Origin of the sequence: Duncaniella sp. (assembly GCF_029054785.1) — a bacterium.
In the GTDB taxonomy this organism is placed as follows: Bacteria; Bacteroidota; Bacteroidia; order Bacteroidales; family Muribaculaceae; genus Duncaniella.
Map to the genome: position 1 here is coordinate 11,586 of NZ_JAIDEN010000165.1, position 20,868 is coordinate 32,453.

Here is a 20,868-nt window from a genome sequence, read left to right on the forward strand (position 1 = left end):
TTATCAGAGGCCTTTCAGTTCCGGCCGAAGTCCGATGACGGAATCGACCACATCTTTGGCCACAGCCTGCTTTGACTTGAGTCCGAACTCCGTGCGGTCGCCTGACGATGTCAGGACAGTCACCTTGTTGGTATCCGTACCGAATCCTGCACCTTGATCACGCAAGGAATTGAGCACGATCATATCCAGATTCTTGCGCTGCATCTTACCTACGGCATTGTCAAGCTCATGGTCAGTCTCCAGCGCGAATCCTACCAGGATCTGGTCATCCCGCTTCCTGGAGCCGAGTGTAGCGGCAATGTCAGGATTCTTCACAAGGCTTATGACCGGCACATCGTCATGCTCGCGCTTTATTTTTCTGTCAGCGACCTCAGCAGGCGCATAATCAGCGACAGCCGCGCACATTACAGCGACATCACTCTGCGGGAATGCATCCTGACAGGCCTGCAACATCTGCCGCGCCGACTCAACCTTAACCAGCCGGATCGACGGACTGACAGGCTTGAGCGAAACCGGACCGCTGACCAGGGTGACTTCAGCTCCACGGGAGGCGAACTCCTCGGCAATCGCATAGCCCATTTTACCGGATGAAAAGTTACCGATAAATCTGACGGGGTCAATGCGCTCATAAGTCGGACCGGCAGTGACAAGCACTTTTCTGCCGCTGAGATCTCCTTTGGCGGCAAAATAAGCCTCGATTGTCCTGAAGATATTTTCAGGCTCCTCCATGCGGCCTTTGCCGACAAGGCCGCTTGCGAGTTCTCCGCTTTCAGGCTCGATGATTACGTTGCCATAGCTGCGCAGAAGTTCAAGATTGGCTGTGGTCGAGGGATGAGCCATCATGTCAAGGTCCATAGCCGGGGCCACGAAGACCTGCGATTTGGCTGACAAATAGGTGGTCACCAGCATATTGTCGGCAATGCCGTGGGCCATCTTTCCGATTGTCGAGGCAGTGGCCGGGGCGATCACCATGCAGTCGGCCCACAGGCCGAGATCCACGTGGGAATGCCACTCGCCCGTATTGGCTGTGAAAAACTCACTGACAACGGGCTTCTGACTCAAAGATGAAAGAGTCACAGGGGTTATGAACTGCTTTCCGGCGGGAGTGATGACAACCTGCACCTCTGCCCCGGCCTTCACAAAAAGGCGGAGCAGGGAAACGGATTTATATGCGGCTATGCCTCCGCAAATTCCAAGAATAATATGCTTGCCTGCGAGAGGACTCATTTCATTGCGAGTTTTATGCGGGTAAAACAGTCTTTGGTATTCTGGGCGAAATCGCCTTTCATGATCCAGTCGTAGTACGAGGGATCCTTGCGGAACACTTCAGCTACCGGCTGTCCCTTGTATTTTCCGAAATTGACAATTTCACGGTCATTGTCGTCAAGCACGATGCGCCCCATGAAGTCAACGTTGCGGTTGACTCTGGAGAACTTGCTCAGCTCCTCCATGTCATTCGGCAGATCGTCGTAGCGGTCAAGCTGGGCTTTGAGCACTTCATAAGTAGCCCGCGTATCGGCATTGGCCGAATGGGCGCCGTCAAGATCCTTGCCACAATAAAATTTATATGCGGCCACAAGTGTGCGCTGTTCCTTCTTGTGGAAAATCGTCTGCACGTCAATGAAACGGGCTTTCGTGAAATCAAACTTCACCCCTGACCGCTGGAACTCCTGATCAAGCATCGGGACATCGAAACGGTTTGAATTGAAGCCTGCGATGTCACAGCCGGTCAGCTCGTTGGCCAGCGAACGGGCAATCTGCCGGAAAGTCGGCTCACCTGCCACATCCTCATCCGTGATGTGATGGACGGCTGTCGCTTCCGGCGGAATCGGCATTTCGGGATTGACTCTGCGGGTCTTCTCGATCTCCTGTCCGTCCGGAAGAATCTTTATAAGTGAAATCTCTACGATGCGATCATGGAGAATGTCCACACCTGTGGTCTCAAGATCAAAAAAGACTATCGGTTTCTTAAGATTAAGCTGCATGTCCTCTTAGAAATCAGTTACGTTCATCGGCATGAGGAGCATTGTCAGGCGGGTATCGGCCTTGTCCTCGGTCGGCAGAATCACAGCAGGTTTCGACGGATCGGCAAGTTTGAACACGATATCTTCGGTCCAGAGCACACCGGCAAGTTCCGAAAGATATGACGAGCTGAAGCCGATCACCATATTGCTGCCTGTGAAATCAGCCGAAAGAGTCTCCACACCGGAGGTGTTGTACTCATTGTCAGAAGCCTTGATTGTCACGCGTTCGGGGGTGACGTTGAACTTGATGAGACCGTGGCCTTCGTCAACGAAGAGGCTCACACGGCGCACAGCAGTTGTGAACGAATGGCGGTTGACAGTGAGTGTGAACGGATTGTTCTCCGGAATCACTCTTGTATAATCGGGATAGCGGCCCTTGACAAGACGGCTCTCGAATGTGAATGTATCTGTCTCGAATGTTACACCCGACTGCTGATCGAGCTTGACTGTCACTTCTTCGTCACGGCTGAACACACTGCGGAACACGTTGGTTGACTTGTTGGGAAGAATAAACGAGCCTTCGATCTCAGGCGAAAGGCTACAATCCTCGAAACGCACCAGCTTGTGGGTATCGGTGGCTACAAAGACAAGTTTGTCAGGCTTGATGTCCCAATAGACACCCATCATCTGCGGGCGCAGCATGTCTGTGCCTGCGGCAAAGGAGGTATATTCCAGACCTCTGAGAAGAGCCGATCCGGGAGCCTTGAACACCAGCAGATTTTCAGATTCCTTGTTGCGGTCGAAATGGGGATATTCCGAGCCCTTGAGGCCCATGAATTTATAAGAACCGTTGGGATGGGACATCTCTACGGCAAGAGTGACCTCGTCAATCACGAAATTAAGTTCCTGCTCAGGCATGACGCGAAGGAGTTCGACAATACGGCGGGCGTCGATACAGAACTCGCCCTCTCCTTCAACATCCATGATCGGAATACGTCCGCAGAGCATGTTTTCACCATCACAAGCGGTAATAGTCAACACGCTGCCCTCGATCGAAAAAAGAAAATTGTTAAGGATCGTCAGCGCATTTTTTGCATTGATGACTTTGCTTACTGATGAAGCAAAATTATGAAGCGTCTTACTGGGAACGGTAAATTTCATATCGTTTTTATTTGAGTTTTTATCCCACAAAGTTAGCACAAAATTTCTCAATTAGCAACCGGCGAAAAATTAATTTAGTAACTTTGCACGAATTTTTGATAACACAGTCAGCTATGTGGGTAATACTTGCAATGATCTCCGCCCTGTGTCTCGGCTTCTATGACATAATGAAAAAACTGTCAGTCGACGGCAACAATGTGCTCGGCGTCCTCTTCCTCAACACTCTTTTCGGATCGCTTTTCATGCTTCCGGTAATTATAATCGGCATAAGTCATGGCAATTACGGACTGGGCAACACCCTGGCCGGACATGGCGCAATCCTCATAAAATCAGGCATAGTCCTGAGTTCATGGCTTTTGGGTTATGCGAGCATCAAGCATCTGCCGCTGACAATTGCGGGTCCTGTCAATGCGTCGCGTCCGGTGATGGTGCTCGTCGGCGCCCTCCTGCTTTTCGGCGAAAGACTCAACGCATGGCAGTGGGCCGGTGTGATCCTCGGTTTCTGGTCGCTCTATTTCATCAGCCGCGTCGGAGGCAAAGAGGGAATCTCGATCAAGTCAAACAAATGGGTCTGGATGGCTATCGGCGCCACGGTCATGGGTGCCGTAAGCGCTCTTTACGACAAATATCTTCTCACCCGCTATGAACCGCTGGAAGTCCAGGCCTGGTATTCGCTCTATCAGCTGTTCATCATGGGCGTCACCATCGGACTGATTCTCCGCGGCAAAGGTTCGGCCACCAAATTGCAGTGGCGCTGGACAATTCCGCTGATCTCACTGTTTCTGACCGTGGCTGACATAGCATATTTTTACAGTCTTTCATTAGACGGATCGATGATCGCAGTTGTCTCCATGATCCGCCGCGGCAGCGTGATTGTCTCGTTCTTCTATGGGGTGATCGCTCTTCACGAAAAGAACATCCGGCTCAAGCTGCTCGATCTCACGCTGTTGCTCATCGGCCTTACATTCCTCGTGATCGGCAGTCTTTAGGAAATTCCATCTTATAGATGACATCGGAATTACCGGCGTCATGATCATTTCAGACGCATCTTGGAAAATCTGACTGTTGTTTTCAGCAGCGGAAACGAGAGCGAAAGAATGGCATCGTCGGTCATCTGCGCATGGATGTCACGTGTGATTGGCTCAAAAGTCGAGTCGATCCATTCCAGATCATAATGGTCCAGGAATATTGTCGGTTTCAGGCTTCCTTTCAGCATCATCGGACTCCAGTCGGAAGCATAGGTCTCCGCCCCGCTGACATAAATTATATCATAAGCCTCAGTAGCATCGTTTCTGACAACTGCAAGAAGATAGCGACCTCCCATGCGCGCATACTGCGGATTGTTTTCTCTGTCAAGATACTGCCAGAACCCCTCTATCGGGTCTGTCGATTCCAGCAAATAGCTTTTCAGGGAGGTCTCGGTCCAGGCTGTGGCCAGTCTGCGACCGGGAGCGATGGATGTTTCTATGGAAAATGAAGCGACAGACAAGGGTCCCTTGCTCCACAGCCCGACACTTTCAGGCGCGTCGGCAAACACGGCGTCAGACATAAAAATCTCCGTCATGTTCTTGCCTCCGCCGCGGATCTCAAGCCGCTGACGCTTGCGGTCAAACAGAAGCTGAATGGTGTTATAGTCACCGGAAGCACTGTCAAAGGCGCTTACATCACTGCTCCAGATCTCTTTCCCGCCACGCGTTAAAGTCAGAATGCTCTGACGGCGGTCAAGAATATCGCCGAAGGCCGTGTTACCGTGGCGCAACATCAGTCCCAGGGTATCGTCAGGAAAAGCGACGGAAAATCCCCAGTAGTTGGGCGCGGCCCCTACCCGTTCGCCGATTCCGGCCATCGCCGCCCGCACGTCTATAATATATGAATCAGCATCCGCTGCCAACGGCATCAGGCTGGTGCTGTCGGTCAGAAGAAAGGGGGTGTCCGCATATACCCTTTCAGCAGTCTGCCGCCCGAACGACGGCAGAGACTGCACAAGGGAAATGAATATCAGGACTCCTCGAAGGAGAGAAACGGGAGTTGCCATATCAAAAGACAGGATCAACGCTTGTCGGCGTTGCCCTCATAAAAATTAATATATGCCCGGTTGACAAGACGCACTCCGCCGGGAGTCGGATAATCGCCGGAGAAATACCAGTCGCCCGGACAAGTCGGGATTGCCTGGCGCTGCCCCTGAAGCGTCTGATAGATTATGTCCACCTCGGCATTGATCGAACCGTCGGCGGTTAGCATTTCGACGATCTTACGCGAAATTTCCTCCTGGGTGAATGGTGCATAAATGTCTTTCACGCAATTCCGCATCTCTATATCAAGAAGTTTTTCCTGCTCCTTGCACCGGACGTATGTCTCGTCAAGCACATTCTCCATACCGCGGTCTTTCAGCAGTTCGACAGCTGCCCTGAATGCAATGAACTCGCCCATGCGCGACATGTCGATACCGTAATAGTCAGGATAGCGGACCTGAGGCGAAGATGAAACCACCACAATTTTACGCGGATGGAGCCTGTCAAGCATTTTGAGAATCGACTGCTTCAGAGTTGTCCCTCTCACAATGCTGTCGTCGATCACCACAAGATTGTCCACATTATTCTCGACTATTCCGTAAGTCACATCATAGACATGGGCGGCAAGGTCGTTGCGGGCATCGCCCTCGGCAATGAATGTCCGGAGTTTGATATCCTTGATTGCCACTTTCTCTACCCTCAGATTACGCTCCATGATCTCGCTGAGACGTTTTGGTGTCAGAGTCCCCTCGGCCTGAGCGTCAAGGATTTCACGTTCCTTGATGATGTTCAGCTCTTTGTCCAACTGGTCGACCATTCCGAGGAAAGCCACTTCGGCTGTGTTCGGGATGAAAGAGAACACCGAATGGGCCAGATCATTGTCAATACTTTTCATGATTGCCGGGACCACATTGCGGCCGAGCTGCTTGCGTTCGCGGTAAATATCGGCGTCACTGCCCCGCGAGAAATAGATTCTTTCAAACGAACAGCGCTGGTTTTCAGCCTCGCCGAGCACATCGGTGACGGTCACCTGCCCGGCCTTGCTCACGATGATGGCGCTTCCCGGAGTAAGCTCGCTGACTGCCCGTCTGGGCACATCGAACACAGTCTGGATGACAGGCCGCTCAGAGGCCACGACCACCACTTCATCATCGCGGTAGTAGAATGCCGGACGGATTCCGTGACGGTCACGCAACACGAACATGTCTCCTGAGCCGGTGGCCCCGCAGATGACAAAGCCGCCGTCCCATTGAGGAGCTGTCGGCGCAAGCACTCGTGTCATGTCGAGATTGTCCTCGATTGCGACGCTGAGTTTCTGTCCCGAAATAGAATCGCGGTACTGGCGATAAATGCGGTGGTTTTCTTTGTCAAGAGCGTCGCCAAGCTGCTCCAGAAGGACCACTGTGTCACTGTAAATTCTCGGATGTTGCCCGCAGGCCACGACTCCTTCAAAAATTGAATCTACATTGGTCATATTGAAGTTGCCGCACATCAGAAGATTGCGCGAGCGCCAGTTGTTTCTGCGGAGGAAGGGATGGCAATAGGAAATCCCGCTTTTGCCGGTGGTCGAATAGCGCAGATGCCCCATGTAGATTTCTCCGATAAACGGCGCATAGGAGTCGACCCATTCAGCATCATGGCCGGAAAGTCCGACACCGGTTATTTTCGTCTTTACCGTTTCGAATATTTCCTGAATCGCATCCTTGCCGAGCGCACGTTCGCGGAAAACATATTCATTCCCCGGATGGGCGTGCATTTTAACGACTCCGATTCCGGCGCCTTCCTGCCCGCGGTTGTGCTGTTTCTCCATGAGGAGATAAAGCTTGTTAAGTCCGTAGGCGTATGTGCCGTATTTCTCTTTATAATATTCCAACGGTTTGAGCAGGCGCACCATTGCGATGCCACACTCATGTTTGAGAATCTCCATTGCTGAATGAGATAAGTGAGGTTTTCTAAAAATACAAAATTAGTGATTTGACATCACATTTCAAATAAGAGAATATTCAAAAAATATCCCTGCGAAAGCAGGCAACTTCCGGTTGCTTCTTTCGCAGGGACATATACGGTTTCACTTATCCATATTAGCGGATAAAGAGAAGTTCACGATACTTGGGCAGAGGCCACATCTCATTGTCGACCAGGAGTTCCAGTTTGTCGATGTGGTAGCGGACAACCTCAAGCGACGGAGCCACTTCAAGCGAGTAGGCCAACGCTTTCTCGCGTTCCGAACCGATCTTGTTGGCTTCCTTGCGGGCATTGACCATCTTTGCAACCTCCTCCTTGATGATCGAGCAGTGGTGCATGATCTTTTCAACTGTCACAGCGTCCTGCGACGAGAGTTCCTCACCCTTGTTGCCGGGGAATAGTGTGCGGATCTTGACCATGTTGTCAAGCAGGATCGAAAGATAGCGGGTAGCCACGGGGATGATGTGGTTGATGGCAAGATCGCCGAGCACACGGGCTTCGATCTGGATTTTCTTGGTATACATCTCCCACTTCACTTCGTTGCGGGCCTCAAGTTCCACATGGTTCATCACACCGGTCTTGCGGAACATCTCGATTGACGAGGGACGCAGGTAGGCATCGAAGATGAGAGCCGGGTTGGTCTCGCAGTCGAGACCGCGGCGGGCAGCTTCTTCTTTCCATTCGTCGGAATAGCCGTTACCGTCAAAATGGATGGCTTCGGAGTAGAGAAGGAGTGCCTTGATTTCGGCAAGGAGGGCATGCTGGAGACCTTCGCCGACTGCAAGACGCGAGTCGACTTTCTGCTTGAAGTCGGCAAGCTGTTCGGCAACGGCGGCATTCAAGGCGATCATTGCTGATGCACAGTTGGCGCTCGATCCGACAGCGCGGAATTCGAAACGGTTGCCTGTGAAAGCAAACGGCGATGTGCGGTTGCGGTCTGTGTTGTCGATCATAAGTTCCGGGATCTGAGCCACTCCGAGGTCGAGTTTCTCTTTGCCTGCAAGCGCGATCAGTTCGTCCTTGTCGGAATTCTTGATCTTGCTGAGGATTTCGGCGAGCTGACTTCCGGTAAAGATCGAGATGATAGCCGGAGGTGCCTCATTGGCGCCGAGACGGTGGCAGTTTGTAGCCGACATGATCGATGCTTTGAGCAGGGCATTGTGGCGGTGCACGGCTGCCATCACATTAGCGACAAACGTGATGAACTGAAGATTCTCCATCGGAGTCTTGCCGGGGGCGAAGAGCAGAGTGCCGGTGTCGGTGCCAAGGCTCCAGTTGTTGTGCTTGCCTGAGCCGTTGATGCCTGCAAAAGGCTTCTCGTGGAGAAGGATGCGGAAATTATGACGGCGTGCCACTTCTGCCATCACAGACATGATCAGCATGTTGTGGTCATTGGCAAGGTTGGTTTCCTCAAAAATCGGAGCAAGCTCGAACTGGTTGGGCGCAACCTCGTTGTGGCGGGTTTTGGCCGGGATTCCGAGTTTATGCGCTTCGATTTCAAGATCGAGCATGAAAGCCTGCACACGCGAGGGGATAGCGCCGAAATAGTGGTCTTCGAGCTGCTGGTTTTTCGCAGACTCATGTCCCATCAGAGTGCGGCCTGTCATCACAAGGTCGGGACGGGCGGCATAGAGAGCCTCGTCAACGAGGAAATATTCCTGCTCCCAGCCGAGATTTGAAATCACATGCTGGACATTGGGATCAAAGTAGCGGGCCACGCCTGTACCGGCTTTGTCTACGGCTGAAAGCGCGCGCAGGAGCGGGGTCTTATAGTCAAGTGACTCTCCTGTATAGGAGATGAAAATTGTCGGGATACAGAGTGTGTTGTCAAGGATAAACACCGGCGAGGAGATATCCCAGGCTGAATAGCCGCGGGCTTCGAAGGTGTTGCGGATACCGCCGTTGGGGAAACTTGAGGCATCGGGTTCCTGCTGAACAAGCAGCTTGCCGGAAAATTCTTCCACGATGCCGCCTTTGCCGTCATGCTCGATAAAACCGTCATGCTTTTCGGCAGTGGTCTCTGTCAGAGGCTGGAACCAGTGTGTGTAGTGGCGGACTCCGTTGTCAATCGCCCAACGTTTCATTCCCTCAGCCACACTGTCGGCAACTTCACGCGAGATCGGTTCTTTGTTGTCAATTGCATTGATAAGTGCCTTGTAGGTATCCAAAGGCAGATATTCATACATTTTTGCGCGGTTGAACACTTTGCTGGCATAGTATTCCTGCGGACGCTCTTTCGGAATGTCGACCGGAGCTGCCTTGCGGTTTGAAGCTTCTTCAACAACCTTAAATCTTAAACTTGACATAGTTGCACGTTGTGTTAAGTATTTTAATAATTCTAATTCTCTTATTTACAGTCTGTTTTTCCGCTGAGTCGCTCGATGCAGCGGCGGGTATTTTCGTGGGTATTGAATGCCGTCAGCCGGAAATAGCCTTCGCCCGATGGGCCGAAACCGCTGCCGGGTGTGCCGACAATATGGTAACGGTCAAGCAGGTAATCGAAAAATTCCCATGATGTCATTGTTCCCGGAGTCTTGAGCCAGATATAGGGTGAGTTGATACCTCCTACCGCCTCATATCCGGCCTGGGCCAGACCCTCGCGGAGAATCCTGGCATTTTCAAGATAGTAGTCGATGGTTTCACGCACCTGCCTCCGGCCTTCTTCAGTGTAGAGGGCCTCGGCTGCGCGCTGGGTGAGATAGCTGGCGCCGTTGAATTTGGTGGTCTGCCGACGGCGCCACAGGCCGTTCAGCGCGACCTGATTGCCGTTTTTGTCCAGCCCCTCAAGCTCTTTAGGCACCACTGTATAACCCAGACGGATGCCTGTGAAACCCGCCGTCTTCGAATAGCTGCGGAATTCAATGGCTACCTCTCTGGCTCCCTCGATTTCATAGATCGAATGGGGTACATCGTCTTCACGGATAAAGGCCTCATAAGCCGCATCGAAGAGCAGGAGTGCCCCGTGTTCCCGGCAATAGTCCACCCAGACTTTAAGCTGGCTGCGGGTCAGTGTGGTTCCGGTCGGATTGTTAGGATAACAGAGATAGATCACGTCGGGATTTCCGGTCGGAAGCGCCGGAACAAATCCGTTTTCCGCCGTACATGGCAGATATTCTATTTTCGACCAGCGGCCATCGGCTCCAAGCTCTCCCGCACGGCCTCCCATCACATTTGTGTCTACATAGACCGGATAGACCGGATCTGTCACTGCGATGCGGTTGGCGGCAGAAAGGATATCGCCGATGTTTCCGGTGTCGCTTTTCGCACCGTCGCTGACGAAAATCTCATCTTCCGAAATCTCGATTCCGCGCTCCCGATAGTCATGGCGGGCAATCTTTTCAACAAGGAACGAATAACCCTGCTCAGGCCCGTAGCCATGAAAGGTCTCGCCGCATGCTTCGTCATCGACCGCCTTGTGGAGTGCGTCAACAGCCGCCTGGCAGAGCGGGCGCGTGACGTCACCGATACCCATTCTGATCACATCCGCTTCCGGATGGGAATCTATATAGGCATTGACCCTGCGAGCCACCTCGCTGAAGAGGTAAGAGGCCGGAAGCCGTGTAAAATTATCGTTGATTCTAAACATCTGTTTTACCTTGTATCGTATATATATTTAAATTCTCACTAAAAAAAAGGCATCATCCGGAAAAGATATTGTTCTTTCCCTGCAATTCATAGCATCTACGGAAATCAATCCATGTGGCCTATGCGTCGTTCTGTCAACGTTGTCGGTAGTAATTTCCCTCGAATACCTCTGTGGCGCTTCCGGTCATCATGACATGTCCGTTCTCGGCCCAGCGTATATCAAGATCCCCTCCGCGGAGATGTATCGTGACTTCCCTGCCGCAACGGCCGGTAAGAGCGGCGGCGACTGCCGAAGCACATGCTCCGGTGCCGCAGGCAAGGGTCTCGCCTGTGCCTCTCTCCCACACTCTCATCCGTGCCTCCGACGACGAAATGATCTGGAGGAACTCTATGTTGGCTCGGTCGGGCCACATCGGATGCTTTTCAAGCTCAGGGCCAAGAGTGTCAAAAGGCACATCCTCGATGCGGTCTACGAAAACCACTCCATGCGGATTGCCCATCGAGACGGCGGTCACTTTAACGTCGCCGCAGGACGTTGCCACCGTTTCCTCGACCATTCTCTCACTCCCGCAGCTGACCGGTACGGCGGAGGCTGTCAGTTCAGGCTCCCCCATGTCGACCGTGACACTTTCAACCTCTCCTGAGGTGCTCATATTAAGCGACAAAACCTTGATCCCGGAAAGGGTTTCAAGGCTTATGCGAGTTTTTTCGGTGAGTTTGTGGTCGTGGACATACTTGGCGATGCAGCGGGAGGCGTTTCCACACATGCGGGCCTCTGATCCGTCGTTGTTAAACATCCTCATTCTGAAGTCGGCTTTGTCCGACGGGCAGATGAGAACTATCCCGTCGCCTCCGACCCCAAAATGACGGTCGCTCATCTCCTCCGCCAGTTCGGGGAGCCGATCGGGCACCGACTCCATACAATTGATGTAAATGTAGTCGTTGCCGATGCCGTGCATCTTGGTGAAGCTTATCAGCTCCATGTCGTTCTTAGAGCGCGAGGTCATAATTGTAACTTCTATCCCAAGTTAAATTGAGAAATCACTGCAAAGTTAAGCATTTTGCTACAAATCCAAGCCTTTTTCACACACTTTTTATGTTAAAACCCAATTTTTAATCGATGGCTACACCTTACAGGCCATTACTTGGCTTGTTTCTCTCTTTTTCATCCGCAAGCAACGGGAGATCGGCATTTTTTATTAATTTTGCAGATAGTTACACCACCTTATTTATATATAAGTAACTCTGAAAAATTAATTTATACTATATGCGGGATTTATTCAGAGGCAGAATCGAGGACTGAAGAGGGAGTTTATAGACATAAACGACCGATGAAGAACTTGATTCTGACCGGAATAAAACCGCAGAGAGTATAAAAGATCCTCCATAGGAGATACTAATGTTCATTATATCGTTTAATTTTGAAGAGTTACTTAACATTATTATATATCCACCATTTATATATAGTACATCCAATCTTATGACAGACGACGCACTGAGCCAGTTGTATTTCAAAGACACAGCCTTTCAAAACCTGATGCAAAAGCGCATTTTCAATGTATTGCTGATTGCCTCCGCTTATGACGCTTTCATGATGGAGGAAGACGGCCGCGTTGAAGAACAACTCTATTTCGAATACACTGCTCTCAATCTTTCTTCTCCCCCGCGCGTCACACGCGCGCTCAACTCCGACGAGGCTATGGAGATCATGAAGGTCAAAAGTTTCGACCTTGTGATCATGATGCCCGGCAACGATGTCAGTGAGACTTTTTCGGGCGCGCGGCGCATCCGCGATGCCTACCCCACGATGCCGATTATCGTCCTCACCCCATTCTCCAAGGAGGTGTCACGCCGCCTGGCCAATGAGGATTTCTCAGGCATAGACTATGTCTTTTCATGGCTTGGCAACGTCGATCTGCTCCTTGCCGTCATCAAGCTTCTTGAAGACAAGATGAATGCCGATGCCGACATCAACGGTGTCGGAGTGCAGATGATCCTTCTCGTCGAAGACTCCGTGAGATTCTACTCCTCGGTGCTTCCGATCGTCTACAAGTTCATTCTCAAACAGTCACGCGAGTTCTCGACAGAGGCTCTCAACGAGCATGAACAGATGTTGCGCATGCGCGGACGTCCTAAAGTGATGCTGGCCCGCGACTATGAAGAGGCCCTTGAGCTTTATGACCGTTACAGCAACCACATCCTCGGCGTCATCAGCGATGTCTCCTTCATGCGCGAGGGCAAGAAGGATCCCAAAGCAGGCATACGACTCGCCAAGGAACTCCGTTCCCGCGACCCCTATCTGCCGATGATCATCGAAAGTTCCGAAAACGAGAATGCTCACGATGTCATCGAACTCGGAGGCACTTTCATCGACAAGAACTCAAAAAAATTCCCCGTCGACCTCGGCAAAGCGATCATCAACAATTTCGGATTCGGCGATTTCGTCATCCGCAACCCTGAGAGCGGCGAGGAAATTTTCCGGATAAAGTCGCTGAAAGACTTGCAGAAAAACATCTTCAACATCCCTGCCGAAGCGCTCTACTGGCATGCGTCGTTCAACGATATCTCCCGTTGGCTCTACTCCCGCGCCATGTTCCCGATCGCCGAGGTGATCAAACACCACCGCTTCCGCGACCTGAAAGATGCCCCTCAGGTGCGTCAGCTCTTCTTCGACCTGATCGTCAAATACCGCCGGATGAAAAACCGCGGCGTGGTGGCCATCTTCCAGAAAGACCGCTTCGACCACTATTCCAACTTCGCCCGCATCGGTCAGGGGTCGCTCGGAGGCAAGGGCCGCGGCCTGGCTTTCATCGACTCCATCATCAAGAAAAACCCCGTATGCGACAATTTCGACGGAATCTCGATCACGATTCCGCGCACCGTCGTGCTCTGCACCGATATCTTCGACGAGTTCATGGAGTCCAACAAGCTCTACCCCATCGCTCTAAGCGATGCTCCTGACGAAGAAATCCTGCGCCACTTCCTTGAGGGCAAACTTCCACGCAGAATCAAGGACGATCTTCTGGCCCTCTTCGAGGTTGTCGACACGCCGATCGCTGTCCGTAGCTCCAGCCTCCTCGAAGATTCACACTACCAGCCCTTTGCCGGCATCTATTCCACCTACATGGTGCCGAAGAGCACTGACCCGCAACTGATGCTAAAGATGGTGACAGATGCAATCAAGGGCGTCTACGCCTCTGTGTTCTACGCCGATTCGAAAGCCTACATGACCGCCACTTCCAACATCATCGACCAGGAAAAAATGGCCGTCATTCTCCAGGAGGTTGTCGGCAAGGAGATCGGAGATTACTATTTCCCCTCTTTCTCCGGAGTCGGACGCTCGCTCAACTACTATCCGCTCAACGACGAAAAGCCCGAAGACGGAGTGGCGGAAATCGCAGTCGGTCTTGGCAAATACATTGTCGACGGCGGACTCGGCCTGCGTTTTTCGCCCCGCCACCCCGAAAATGTCCTTCAGACCTCGGAACTCTCGCTCGCCCTGCGCGACACCCAGACACGCATGTATGCCCTCGACATGAAAGCCGCACGGACGGCCGACAATCTGATTGTCGACGACGGCTACAACGTGGCCAAAATCCGCGTTCAGGACCTGGCCGAAAAAGGCGAGCTGAAATACATGGTGTCAACATTCGACTTCCGCGACAACATCATCCGCGACACCGATGCCGGTGAGGGGCGCAAGGTGGTCACCTTCAACAATATTCTCAAACACAAGGTCTATCCCCTCGCCGAAGCCGTGGATTTCATGCTGACGACCGGACAGACCGAAATGCAGCGCCCGGTCGAAATCGAATTCGCAGGTATCATCGGCCCGGACTCGAAAATGGTAGGTCCCGGCGCCAAGAACAAAGGTCGGCTCTACTGGCTCCAGATCCGCCCGATTGTCGACCGTAAAGAAACCGTCGACGAGGCTCTGATGGCCACGCCCGACGAAAAGCTGCTGCTGAAATCAGGCACGGCTCTCGGTCATGGCAACATCGAAGGAGTCCGGACCGTGGTCTACGTCCGACCGGAGAAGTTCTCGTCCTCCAACAATTCGCTCATCGCCCGCGAGATCGAGAAGCTCAACCGCGGCTTCCTCGACCGTGAAGAGCGCTACATCCTGATCGGTCCGGGCCGCTGGGGCTCGTCCGACACTTCTTTAGGCATCCCCGTCAAATGGCCGGCCATCTCCGCCGCCCGCCTGATCGTGGAATCCTCCCTTCCGAACTATCGGATAGAACCGAGCCAGGGCACCCACTTCTTCCAAAACCTCACATCGTTCGGTGTGGCCTATTTCACCATTGACACCAATGCCCGGCGCAAGGAGGGTGAACCTGTCACAGCTCTCTACGATGTCGATTTCCTCAACTCGCAGCCGGCGGTCTACGAGAGCGACTTCATCCGCATTGTCAATTTCGACACCCCGCTCGCCATCGGCGTCAACGGACTGAAAGGCACCGGCGTAGTCCTCAAGCCCTAAACCCCGTCAGGCACCCGTCAGGCAAGCCGCGTTAGCGGTGGGCGATCCCAGGCCACTGCAAAAGCCCACGTCAGCCCGCGTCAGGCAAGCCGCGTTAGCGGCGGGCGATTCCAGGCCACTGCAAAAGTCAGCCCACCCCGTCAGGCAAGCCGCGTCAGCGGTGGGCGATTCCAGGCCACTGCAAAAGTCAGCCCACCCCGTCAGGCAAGCCGCGTTAGCGGCGGGCGATTCCAGGCCACTGCAAGAGCCCCCATCGGGGGTTCGCAGCTGTGGTAATACAATGTGATATAATGATAAAAAGCGCCGTAGGTGCGAAACAGTTTCGCACCTACGGCGCTTTGATCGTTTTGGATGTTGCGGTTCTACCACAGCTGCGAACCGCTAACGCGGCTCTTGCAGTGGCCTGGAATCGCCCACCGCTAACGCGGCTCGGTTGACGCGGCTCGGTTGACACGGCTTGCCTGACGCGGATTACTTAACGCGGATTACTTAACGCGGATTGCCTAATGCGGTTTTCCTGACGCGGCCTGCCTGATTGGTTTGCCTGACACAGCTTGCCCGAAACTCTCCACGATCAGAACAGATAGCCGAAACCGACGTTGAGATAGATCGGATAGAGATTGAAAGTCACTGTCTTGAACGACGATTCGAAAATATCGTTGCAGCCCCATGCGAGATTTGCATTGACAAGCAGGTGTTTATAGGCCGTCCATGTCACTCCACCCTGCATACCCCACTGGAAATGGCGCAGATTGTCGCCGAAGTCATAGTTTGCGCGGGTGTCACCTTCGAACGAAATCTTTGTTCCTGTGGGATCTCCGTCACGAAGATACCCATCGTAGACATAACCGTCGAAATCATTGCTGAATGCGAAAGCGAGATATGGTCCGGCATGAACTTTCAGACGTTTGTGAGCTTTGAACACCGCAGTAATCGGCACAACCAACTGCTGGGAGTGATAGCGGGTCTGCACCTTTCCGGTCCAACGTCCGCTGACAGTAGCACCATCCTGAATGATCGCCATGCCATAATTCTTGACTGTCGCCTTGGTCTCCATGCCCTTTGTTTCCAGACGAAGGCCCAATGCCATACCCCACTTCTTCTGCACATCCATCCACTTTGTCACAGTGGCACCGATTTGCAGGTTGAGTTCCGGACTATATGAATTGATCTCGCGGATCTCGGCAGGGAGAGGCAGCGGTGAGGCTCCGCCGATATTTGTTCCGGCATAAACCTCATACTCCACACCGTGGAGCATCGAGCGGATGATTCCAGCCGAGCGGTCAACCTGAGCCGTTGCGCCGGCTGCACAAAACGCGGCTGCCAGTACACCTATTATATAACGTTTGATATTCATGATTTCCATTCTTTATGATTGATTAACGACTGTAAACGGATCAGAGGCAGACCACTTCCACCTCGTCAACAAGCAGAGTGCTGCCGATAGCGCCTGAGAACTTCGCACCCTCGATGCTTGAAGTCATCACTACTGCCAGAGCATAGACCCCGGCCTCAAGTTTCTCAGGATCAATGCTCTTGCCGGGACGGTAGACAAACTCCTGATTGAACAAAGTCCAATCCGCAGCACCAAGACGCTGATCGTCGTCAAGACGCGCCACTGCTATGATATTGGGATTGTCATCAGACAACACATTTGTCCCGTCAAGATAGTCCATTTCAGGAGTGCGCTCATAGAACACTGCATAGATGTCACATTCATCCACACGTCCGGGCACTTCAACCAACTTCCTGTTGACCAGTTCCATAAAAGGTGTACCGGCAGTGTACTTGTAGAAGCCTCTCAGAGCGACAGGCACATAATAGAACGGACGGCCGAAGTGGGTTGCCTCCAGAGGTTTTGTTGTCGCATTCTGCGGTTCAAAAGTTCCGATAAAAAGATTACCGGCAGCGAGCGGCAGTCCCACCATCGCACCGAAAGTACCGGTCGAACGGGTGATCAGTTCGGCACACTTACCAGTAAAGCCGTTGTCAGCCTGGAATGTCGGATAAGTCTCAGGACCTTTCTTTCCATTGGTAAGAGCAAAACCGATATTACCGCTCGCCCAAGCCATATTGACTTTCTGAGGGCCGTCAGGATCTTCGGGATCCTCAGGCACCAGTTCCACAAATTCATCATAAGTGCCACCCTGCGATGAAGTCAGTATCCTCACATTCTCAAAGCTGTATTTCAGTGCAATCGGATCGTCATGTTTTGCAATGACTGTATAAGTCTTTGACCATTCGCCGTCTTCGGAAGTGACCGTATAGAGCTGCGGCGTGGAGAAGTCTCGCAGCGTACCGCTTGCAGGGTCGATCGTAGCTCCCGGAGTGATCTTGAATTCTGGAGTAAGCGCCGACACATCGACAAAATTCTTTACAATGAAAGTCACCGTGTGATCGTCTATACGGTCAACGATCTCAGCCGGACGGACCAGATAGTTCTCTTCCATAAGCGTCGCCGCCTCGATATCGCACTCTGTGTTAAGCGCTTCTTTCTGTATGCACGATGACAGCGCGCTCATCGACAAGCCGACGACAGTCATCAATAGCAAGCGGAAATTTTTCATGTCTATGATTAGTTTTTATTTGAATTCAAGCTACAAAGTTAAACAAAACACCTATATTTTGTAGTTTTCAAGCCTCTCATTTTTAAATTTTATTCAAAAAATACTATTTTTTCATCCGTTTTTCCGCCAATACTACTGCGCCCCTCTCTTTAAGATCCTTTGCGCCCGCGCCATATCTCACTCAAACTGACACTATTAGCACCTTTTTCGCTACATTTTTTAGATTTTATTTGCTTAATAATCGCAAATTATCCGTAACTTTGTCGCAGTTTTTTAATCTATATTGGCTTAGTCTGTCAAACAGAATTCATTAAATACAAAGAGTTTCCCTGTTCCACATCGGAAACACACACTAAAAAATCGAAGTAAATAACTAACCAATCATTTACATAACTTAATTATGAAATTTATTTACAAATCAATGTATAGCGCCCTGCTGATGGGAGCTATGGGGCTTAATGCCACAGCCCAGCAGCAACTGCCGAACAGCGGCTTCGAAACAGAGTGGATAAAGAGCATTCCCTGGATAACCAACAATGGCAATACAAAAGACAAAGGCACGACTCCTGAAGGATGGTGCATTTCTAATGTCATTGGAATTAATGGACTTGGAGCAACCGAAGTAGGCACTAAAGACGCCGGGTATAATAGCAACACTGCGGTAAAATTAACTAATAGTCCTAATTCACTTCTATCCTCTCAGACTGTTCCCGGATATATCACCCTCGGAACTACTTGGTCTACCTCTGTGATGGGCAGCAAAAATGATGGCGGATCTTTTGGTGGTATTGAATTTTCAGGACGTCCCGAAAAATTGGAATTCATGTATAAGCACACCAGCGTAGATGGCGAAAAGGCAACTGTTGTAGCTTATCTTTGGAAAGGACACTGGACTCAAAAAAACGTACCGGGAACAATTGAAGCATTTGGCACACCTAAGACCGCAGACATGATTGACCGTGACCGCTGTGTCTTACAAATGGATATGTCTGGTTCCCTTGGAGGAGATGTCATTCCCTCTGATGATGCAGAACTCATTGCTGTTATAAATGTAGAAATTCCTAACGATGTAGCCCGCGAAGGGGAAACAAATGCAGACGAATGGAAAAAATTCTCTGTAAACTTCGATTATAAATCAGAAGCAACGCCTGAGTATATCAATGTAATTCTTTCTGCCGGCAACTATTTCGGAGGGGCATCAGCCATAAAACAAGGGACTGCATTAACTATCGACGACGTTAAATTAATTTATCCCGCACAGATATATAAGGGCTATCTTAATATCAAGATGGATGTTCTTTCTATCGCGACCAACCAGGAGGCAACAGTCGAAATCGTACCGACCGGAGACGGCAAATGCACATTCACTCTTCCGAATTTCAACCTCGCATCATTAGGACTTGAGCTCGGAAATATCGTAGTTAACGATGTGACTATTTCTGAAAAAGACGGCGTAAATTACTACGAAGGTTCAGTTGACGGACTGAAACTTCAGCCCGAAGGAGCTGCTAAAAATGAATTTATCTTAGCTAACGTCGCACTTTCAGGCACAACAGACAATATGAAAATTGATGTCAACTGGATTCAGGATCCGACAGATCCCTCTTCGACCACACCCATTGAAGTAACTTTCACAAAAGATCCGGTTGAGGAAAGCGGTATCACCGACATCACTGTTGATAATTCAAATGCTCCTGTTGAATTCTTCAACCTCCAGGGCATGCGTGTGAATGCCAACAATCTGACTCCCGGCATCTATGTCCGTCGTCAGGGCAGCTCGGTAAGCAAGGTGCTCGTGAAGTAATTCCCCGACTGATAGCAATCCAACTCAATAAAAGCAAAAGCCGCTTCATCACGAAGCGGCTTTTGCTTTTTGTTTGTCTGTCGGATGACTTAAGATCTATTGGAATATCTTAACAAGTCGGATGCTTTTTAATGCAATCCATAAACTGATTAAAATTTTACACATTGCAAAGATAAGCCATAACGAGAGCGAATGGAGATAGTATAATGTAAAATCAAAAATCCATATCAATTGCAAATTTTATATTTCATTGTAATTGATATAGTTAACACATTGAATCAACACGCACTATCTAAACCGCGAACATAACATTCAAGGCGGTAAATATAACAAAACATCACCTCTCCTCGATAAATTTCCTCTCCACATCGCCCACAAAGAAGATCATCATCTGTTGTGGCTCGGATACCCACAGTCTTCGCACCACGCCCCTCGGCATGCGCTTGTTCCGCTAAGCAGCGAAGAAAGCATTACCAATTATGGCTCGGAGAGCCACACAGTCTTCACACCACGCCCCTCGGCGTGTGCTTGTTCCGCAAAGCAGCGAAGAAAGCATTACCAATTATGGCTCGGAGAGCCACACAGTCTTCACACCACGCCCCTCGGCATGCGCTTGTTCCGCTAAGCAGCGAAGAAAGCATTACCAATTATGGCTCGGAGAGCCACACAGTCTTCACACCACGCCCCTCGGCGTGTGCTTGTTCCGCAAAGCAGCGAAGAAAGCATTACCAATTATGGCTCGGAGAGCCACACAGTCTTCACACCACGCCCCTCGGCATGCGCTTGTTCCGCTAAGCAGCAAAGAAAGCATTACCAATTATGGCCCAGAGAGCCACACAGTCTTCGCACCACGCCCCTCGGCATGCGCTTGTTCCGCTAAGCAGCGAAGAAAGCATTACCAATTATGGCTCGGAGAGCCTTGATCTTAGAAACCCCAGGGTTAGCGAGTGCCGAAGCGACAGCGGAGGCCGAGCGATGCCTGGGGCATATCTGCTCACCACAACGCCTGTCTCGAAGAGACTGGTTAACACCGTAGCCATTAGAATGTTTCGCACCTACGGCGCTCTATATTGTTGTAATAACACCCTATTACCACAGCTGCGAACCCCCGCTGGGGGCTCTTGCAGTGGCCTGAATTCTCCAGACCGCTACGCGGCCAGCCTACCCCGCTCTCCACCCACAGCCTGCCTCATCAACACCATCCCCCCAACACCAACTCATCGACCAGCCAAAACCACCGCACATCCCCACCTCCAACGCTCGCTGCGTCAACCTAACCACCGCACATCCCCCACCAACACTCGCTGCATCGGCAAAACCACCGCAC

General features: G+C 51.4%; 13 protein-coding genes. 3 read left to right on the forward strand and 10 right to left on the reverse strand.

The features are described 5' to 3' along the window. Nucleotides 1–3: 3 nt before the first annotated feature. From coaBC to dnaN, 3 genes are read right to left on the reverse strand one after another with little or no spacing between them, the layout of a single operon-like run. On the reverse strand, nucleotides 4–1,227 hold the full coding sequence (coaBC, locus tag K2H17_RS10060) for a bifunctional phosphopantothenoylcysteine decarboxylase/phosphopantothenate--cysteine ligase CoaBC (RefSeq protein WP_300134364.1): 1,224 nt from the start codon (nucleotides 1,225–1,227) through the stop codon (nucleotides 4–6). After that, nucleotides 1,224–1,985: a 3'-5' exonuclease gene (locus tag K2H17_RS10065; protein ID WP_300134367.1), complete on the reverse strand. Its 762-nt coding sequence runs from the start codon at nucleotides 1,983–1,985 to the stop codon at nucleotides 1,224–1,226. The genes coaBC and K2H17_RS10065 overlap by 4 nt, the downstream gene beginning before the upstream one ends. 6 nt (nucleotides 1,986–1,991) lie before the next feature. Continuing rightward, nucleotides 1,992–3,125 carry a DNA polymerase III subunit beta gene (gene dnaN, locus K2H17_RS10070; protein ID WP_300134370.1) on the reverse strand — a complete coding sequence of 378 codons (1,134 nt, stop codon included), beginning with the start codon at nucleotides 3,123–3,125 and terminating at the stop codon, nucleotides 1,992–1,994. A 113-nt stretch (nucleotides 3,126–3,238) separates the two neighbouring features. Between dnaN and K2H17_RS10075 the strand changes: the two genes are divergently transcribed. Beyond that, nucleotides 3,239–4,114, forward strand: coding sequence for a DMT family transporter (locus K2H17_RS10075; RefSeq protein WP_300134373.1), 876 nt, complete (start codon nucleotides 3,239–3,241; stop codon nucleotides 4,112–4,114). 44 nt (nucleotides 4,115–4,158) lie between these two features. On the opposite strand, the gene K2H17_RS10080 is transcribed toward K2H17_RS10075, so the two are convergent. The 5 genes from K2H17_RS10080 to dapF all read right to left on the reverse strand — a co-directional run bounded on the left by K2H17_RS10080 (nucleotide 4,159) and on the right by dapF (nucleotide 11,694). Beyond that, nucleotides 4,159–5,160 (reverse strand): hypothetical protein, encoded by a 1,002-nt coding sequence (locus tag K2H17_RS10080; protein ID WP_300134375.1) that lies wholly within the window; start codon nucleotides 5,158–5,160, stop codon nucleotides 4,159–4,161. Nucleotides 5,161–5,174: 14 nt separating this feature from the next. Then, the gene (locus K2H17_RS10085) at nucleotides 5,175–7,064 is read right to left on the reverse strand and encodes an amidophosphoribosyltransferase (protein ID WP_300134378.1); all 1,890 of its coding nucleotides are present in this window, start codon (nucleotides 7,062–7,064) and stop codon (nucleotides 5,175–5,177) included. A 154-nt stretch (nucleotides 7,065–7,218) separates the two neighbouring features. Further along, nucleotides 7,219–9,408, reverse strand: a complete 2,190-nt coding sequence (locus K2H17_RS10090) for a glutamine synthetase III (RefSeq protein ID WP_300134380.1) — start codon at nucleotides 9,406–9,408, stop codon at nucleotides 7,219–7,221. Nucleotides 9,409–9,449: 41 nt separating this feature from the next. Further along, nucleotides 9,450–10,688, reverse strand: a complete 1,239-nt coding sequence (locus tag K2H17_RS10095) for an LL-diaminopimelate aminotransferase (protein WP_300134383.1) — start codon at nucleotides 10,686–10,688, stop codon at nucleotides 9,450–9,452. A 133-nt stretch (nucleotides 10,689–10,821) separates the two neighbouring features. Then, a complete protein-coding gene (gene dapF, locus K2H17_RS10100) occupies nucleotides 10,822–11,694 on the reverse strand; it encodes a diaminopimelate epimerase (protein WP_300134385.1) in 873 nt (290 codons plus the stop codon). Between the two features lie 473 nt (nucleotides 11,695–12,167). Between dapF and K2H17_RS10105 the strand changes: the two genes are divergently transcribed. Further along, nucleotides 12,168–15,170, forward strand: coding sequence for a PEP/pyruvate-binding domain-containing protein (locus K2H17_RS10105; RefSeq protein WP_300134387.1), 3,003 nt, complete (start codon nucleotides 12,168–12,170; stop codon nucleotides 15,168–15,170). Between the two features lie 574 nt (nucleotides 15,171–15,744). On the opposite strand, the gene K2H17_RS10110 is transcribed toward K2H17_RS10105, so the two are convergent. Further along, nucleotides 15,745–16,521 (reverse strand): porin family protein, encoded by a 777-nt coding sequence (locus K2H17_RS10110; RefSeq protein ID WP_363319940.1) that lies wholly within the window; start codon nucleotides 16,519–16,521, stop codon nucleotides 15,745–15,747. A 46-nt stretch (nucleotides 16,522–16,567) separates the two neighbouring features. Continuing rightward, entirely contained in the window at nucleotides 16,568–17,737 is a 1,170-nt protein-coding gene (locus K2H17_RS10115) for a PCMD domain-containing protein (RefSeq protein ID WP_300134392.1), read from the reverse strand. A 400-nt stretch (nucleotides 17,738–18,137) separates the two neighbouring features. Here K2H17_RS10115 and K2H17_RS10120 point away from each other — a divergent pair, with 400 nt between their 5' ends. After that, a complete protein-coding gene (locus K2H17_RS10120; protein WP_300134395.1) occupies nucleotides 18,138–19,541 on the forward strand; it encodes a calycin-like domain-containing protein in 1,404 nt (467 codons plus the stop codon). Nucleotides 19,542–20,868: the final 1,327 nt, after the last annotated feature.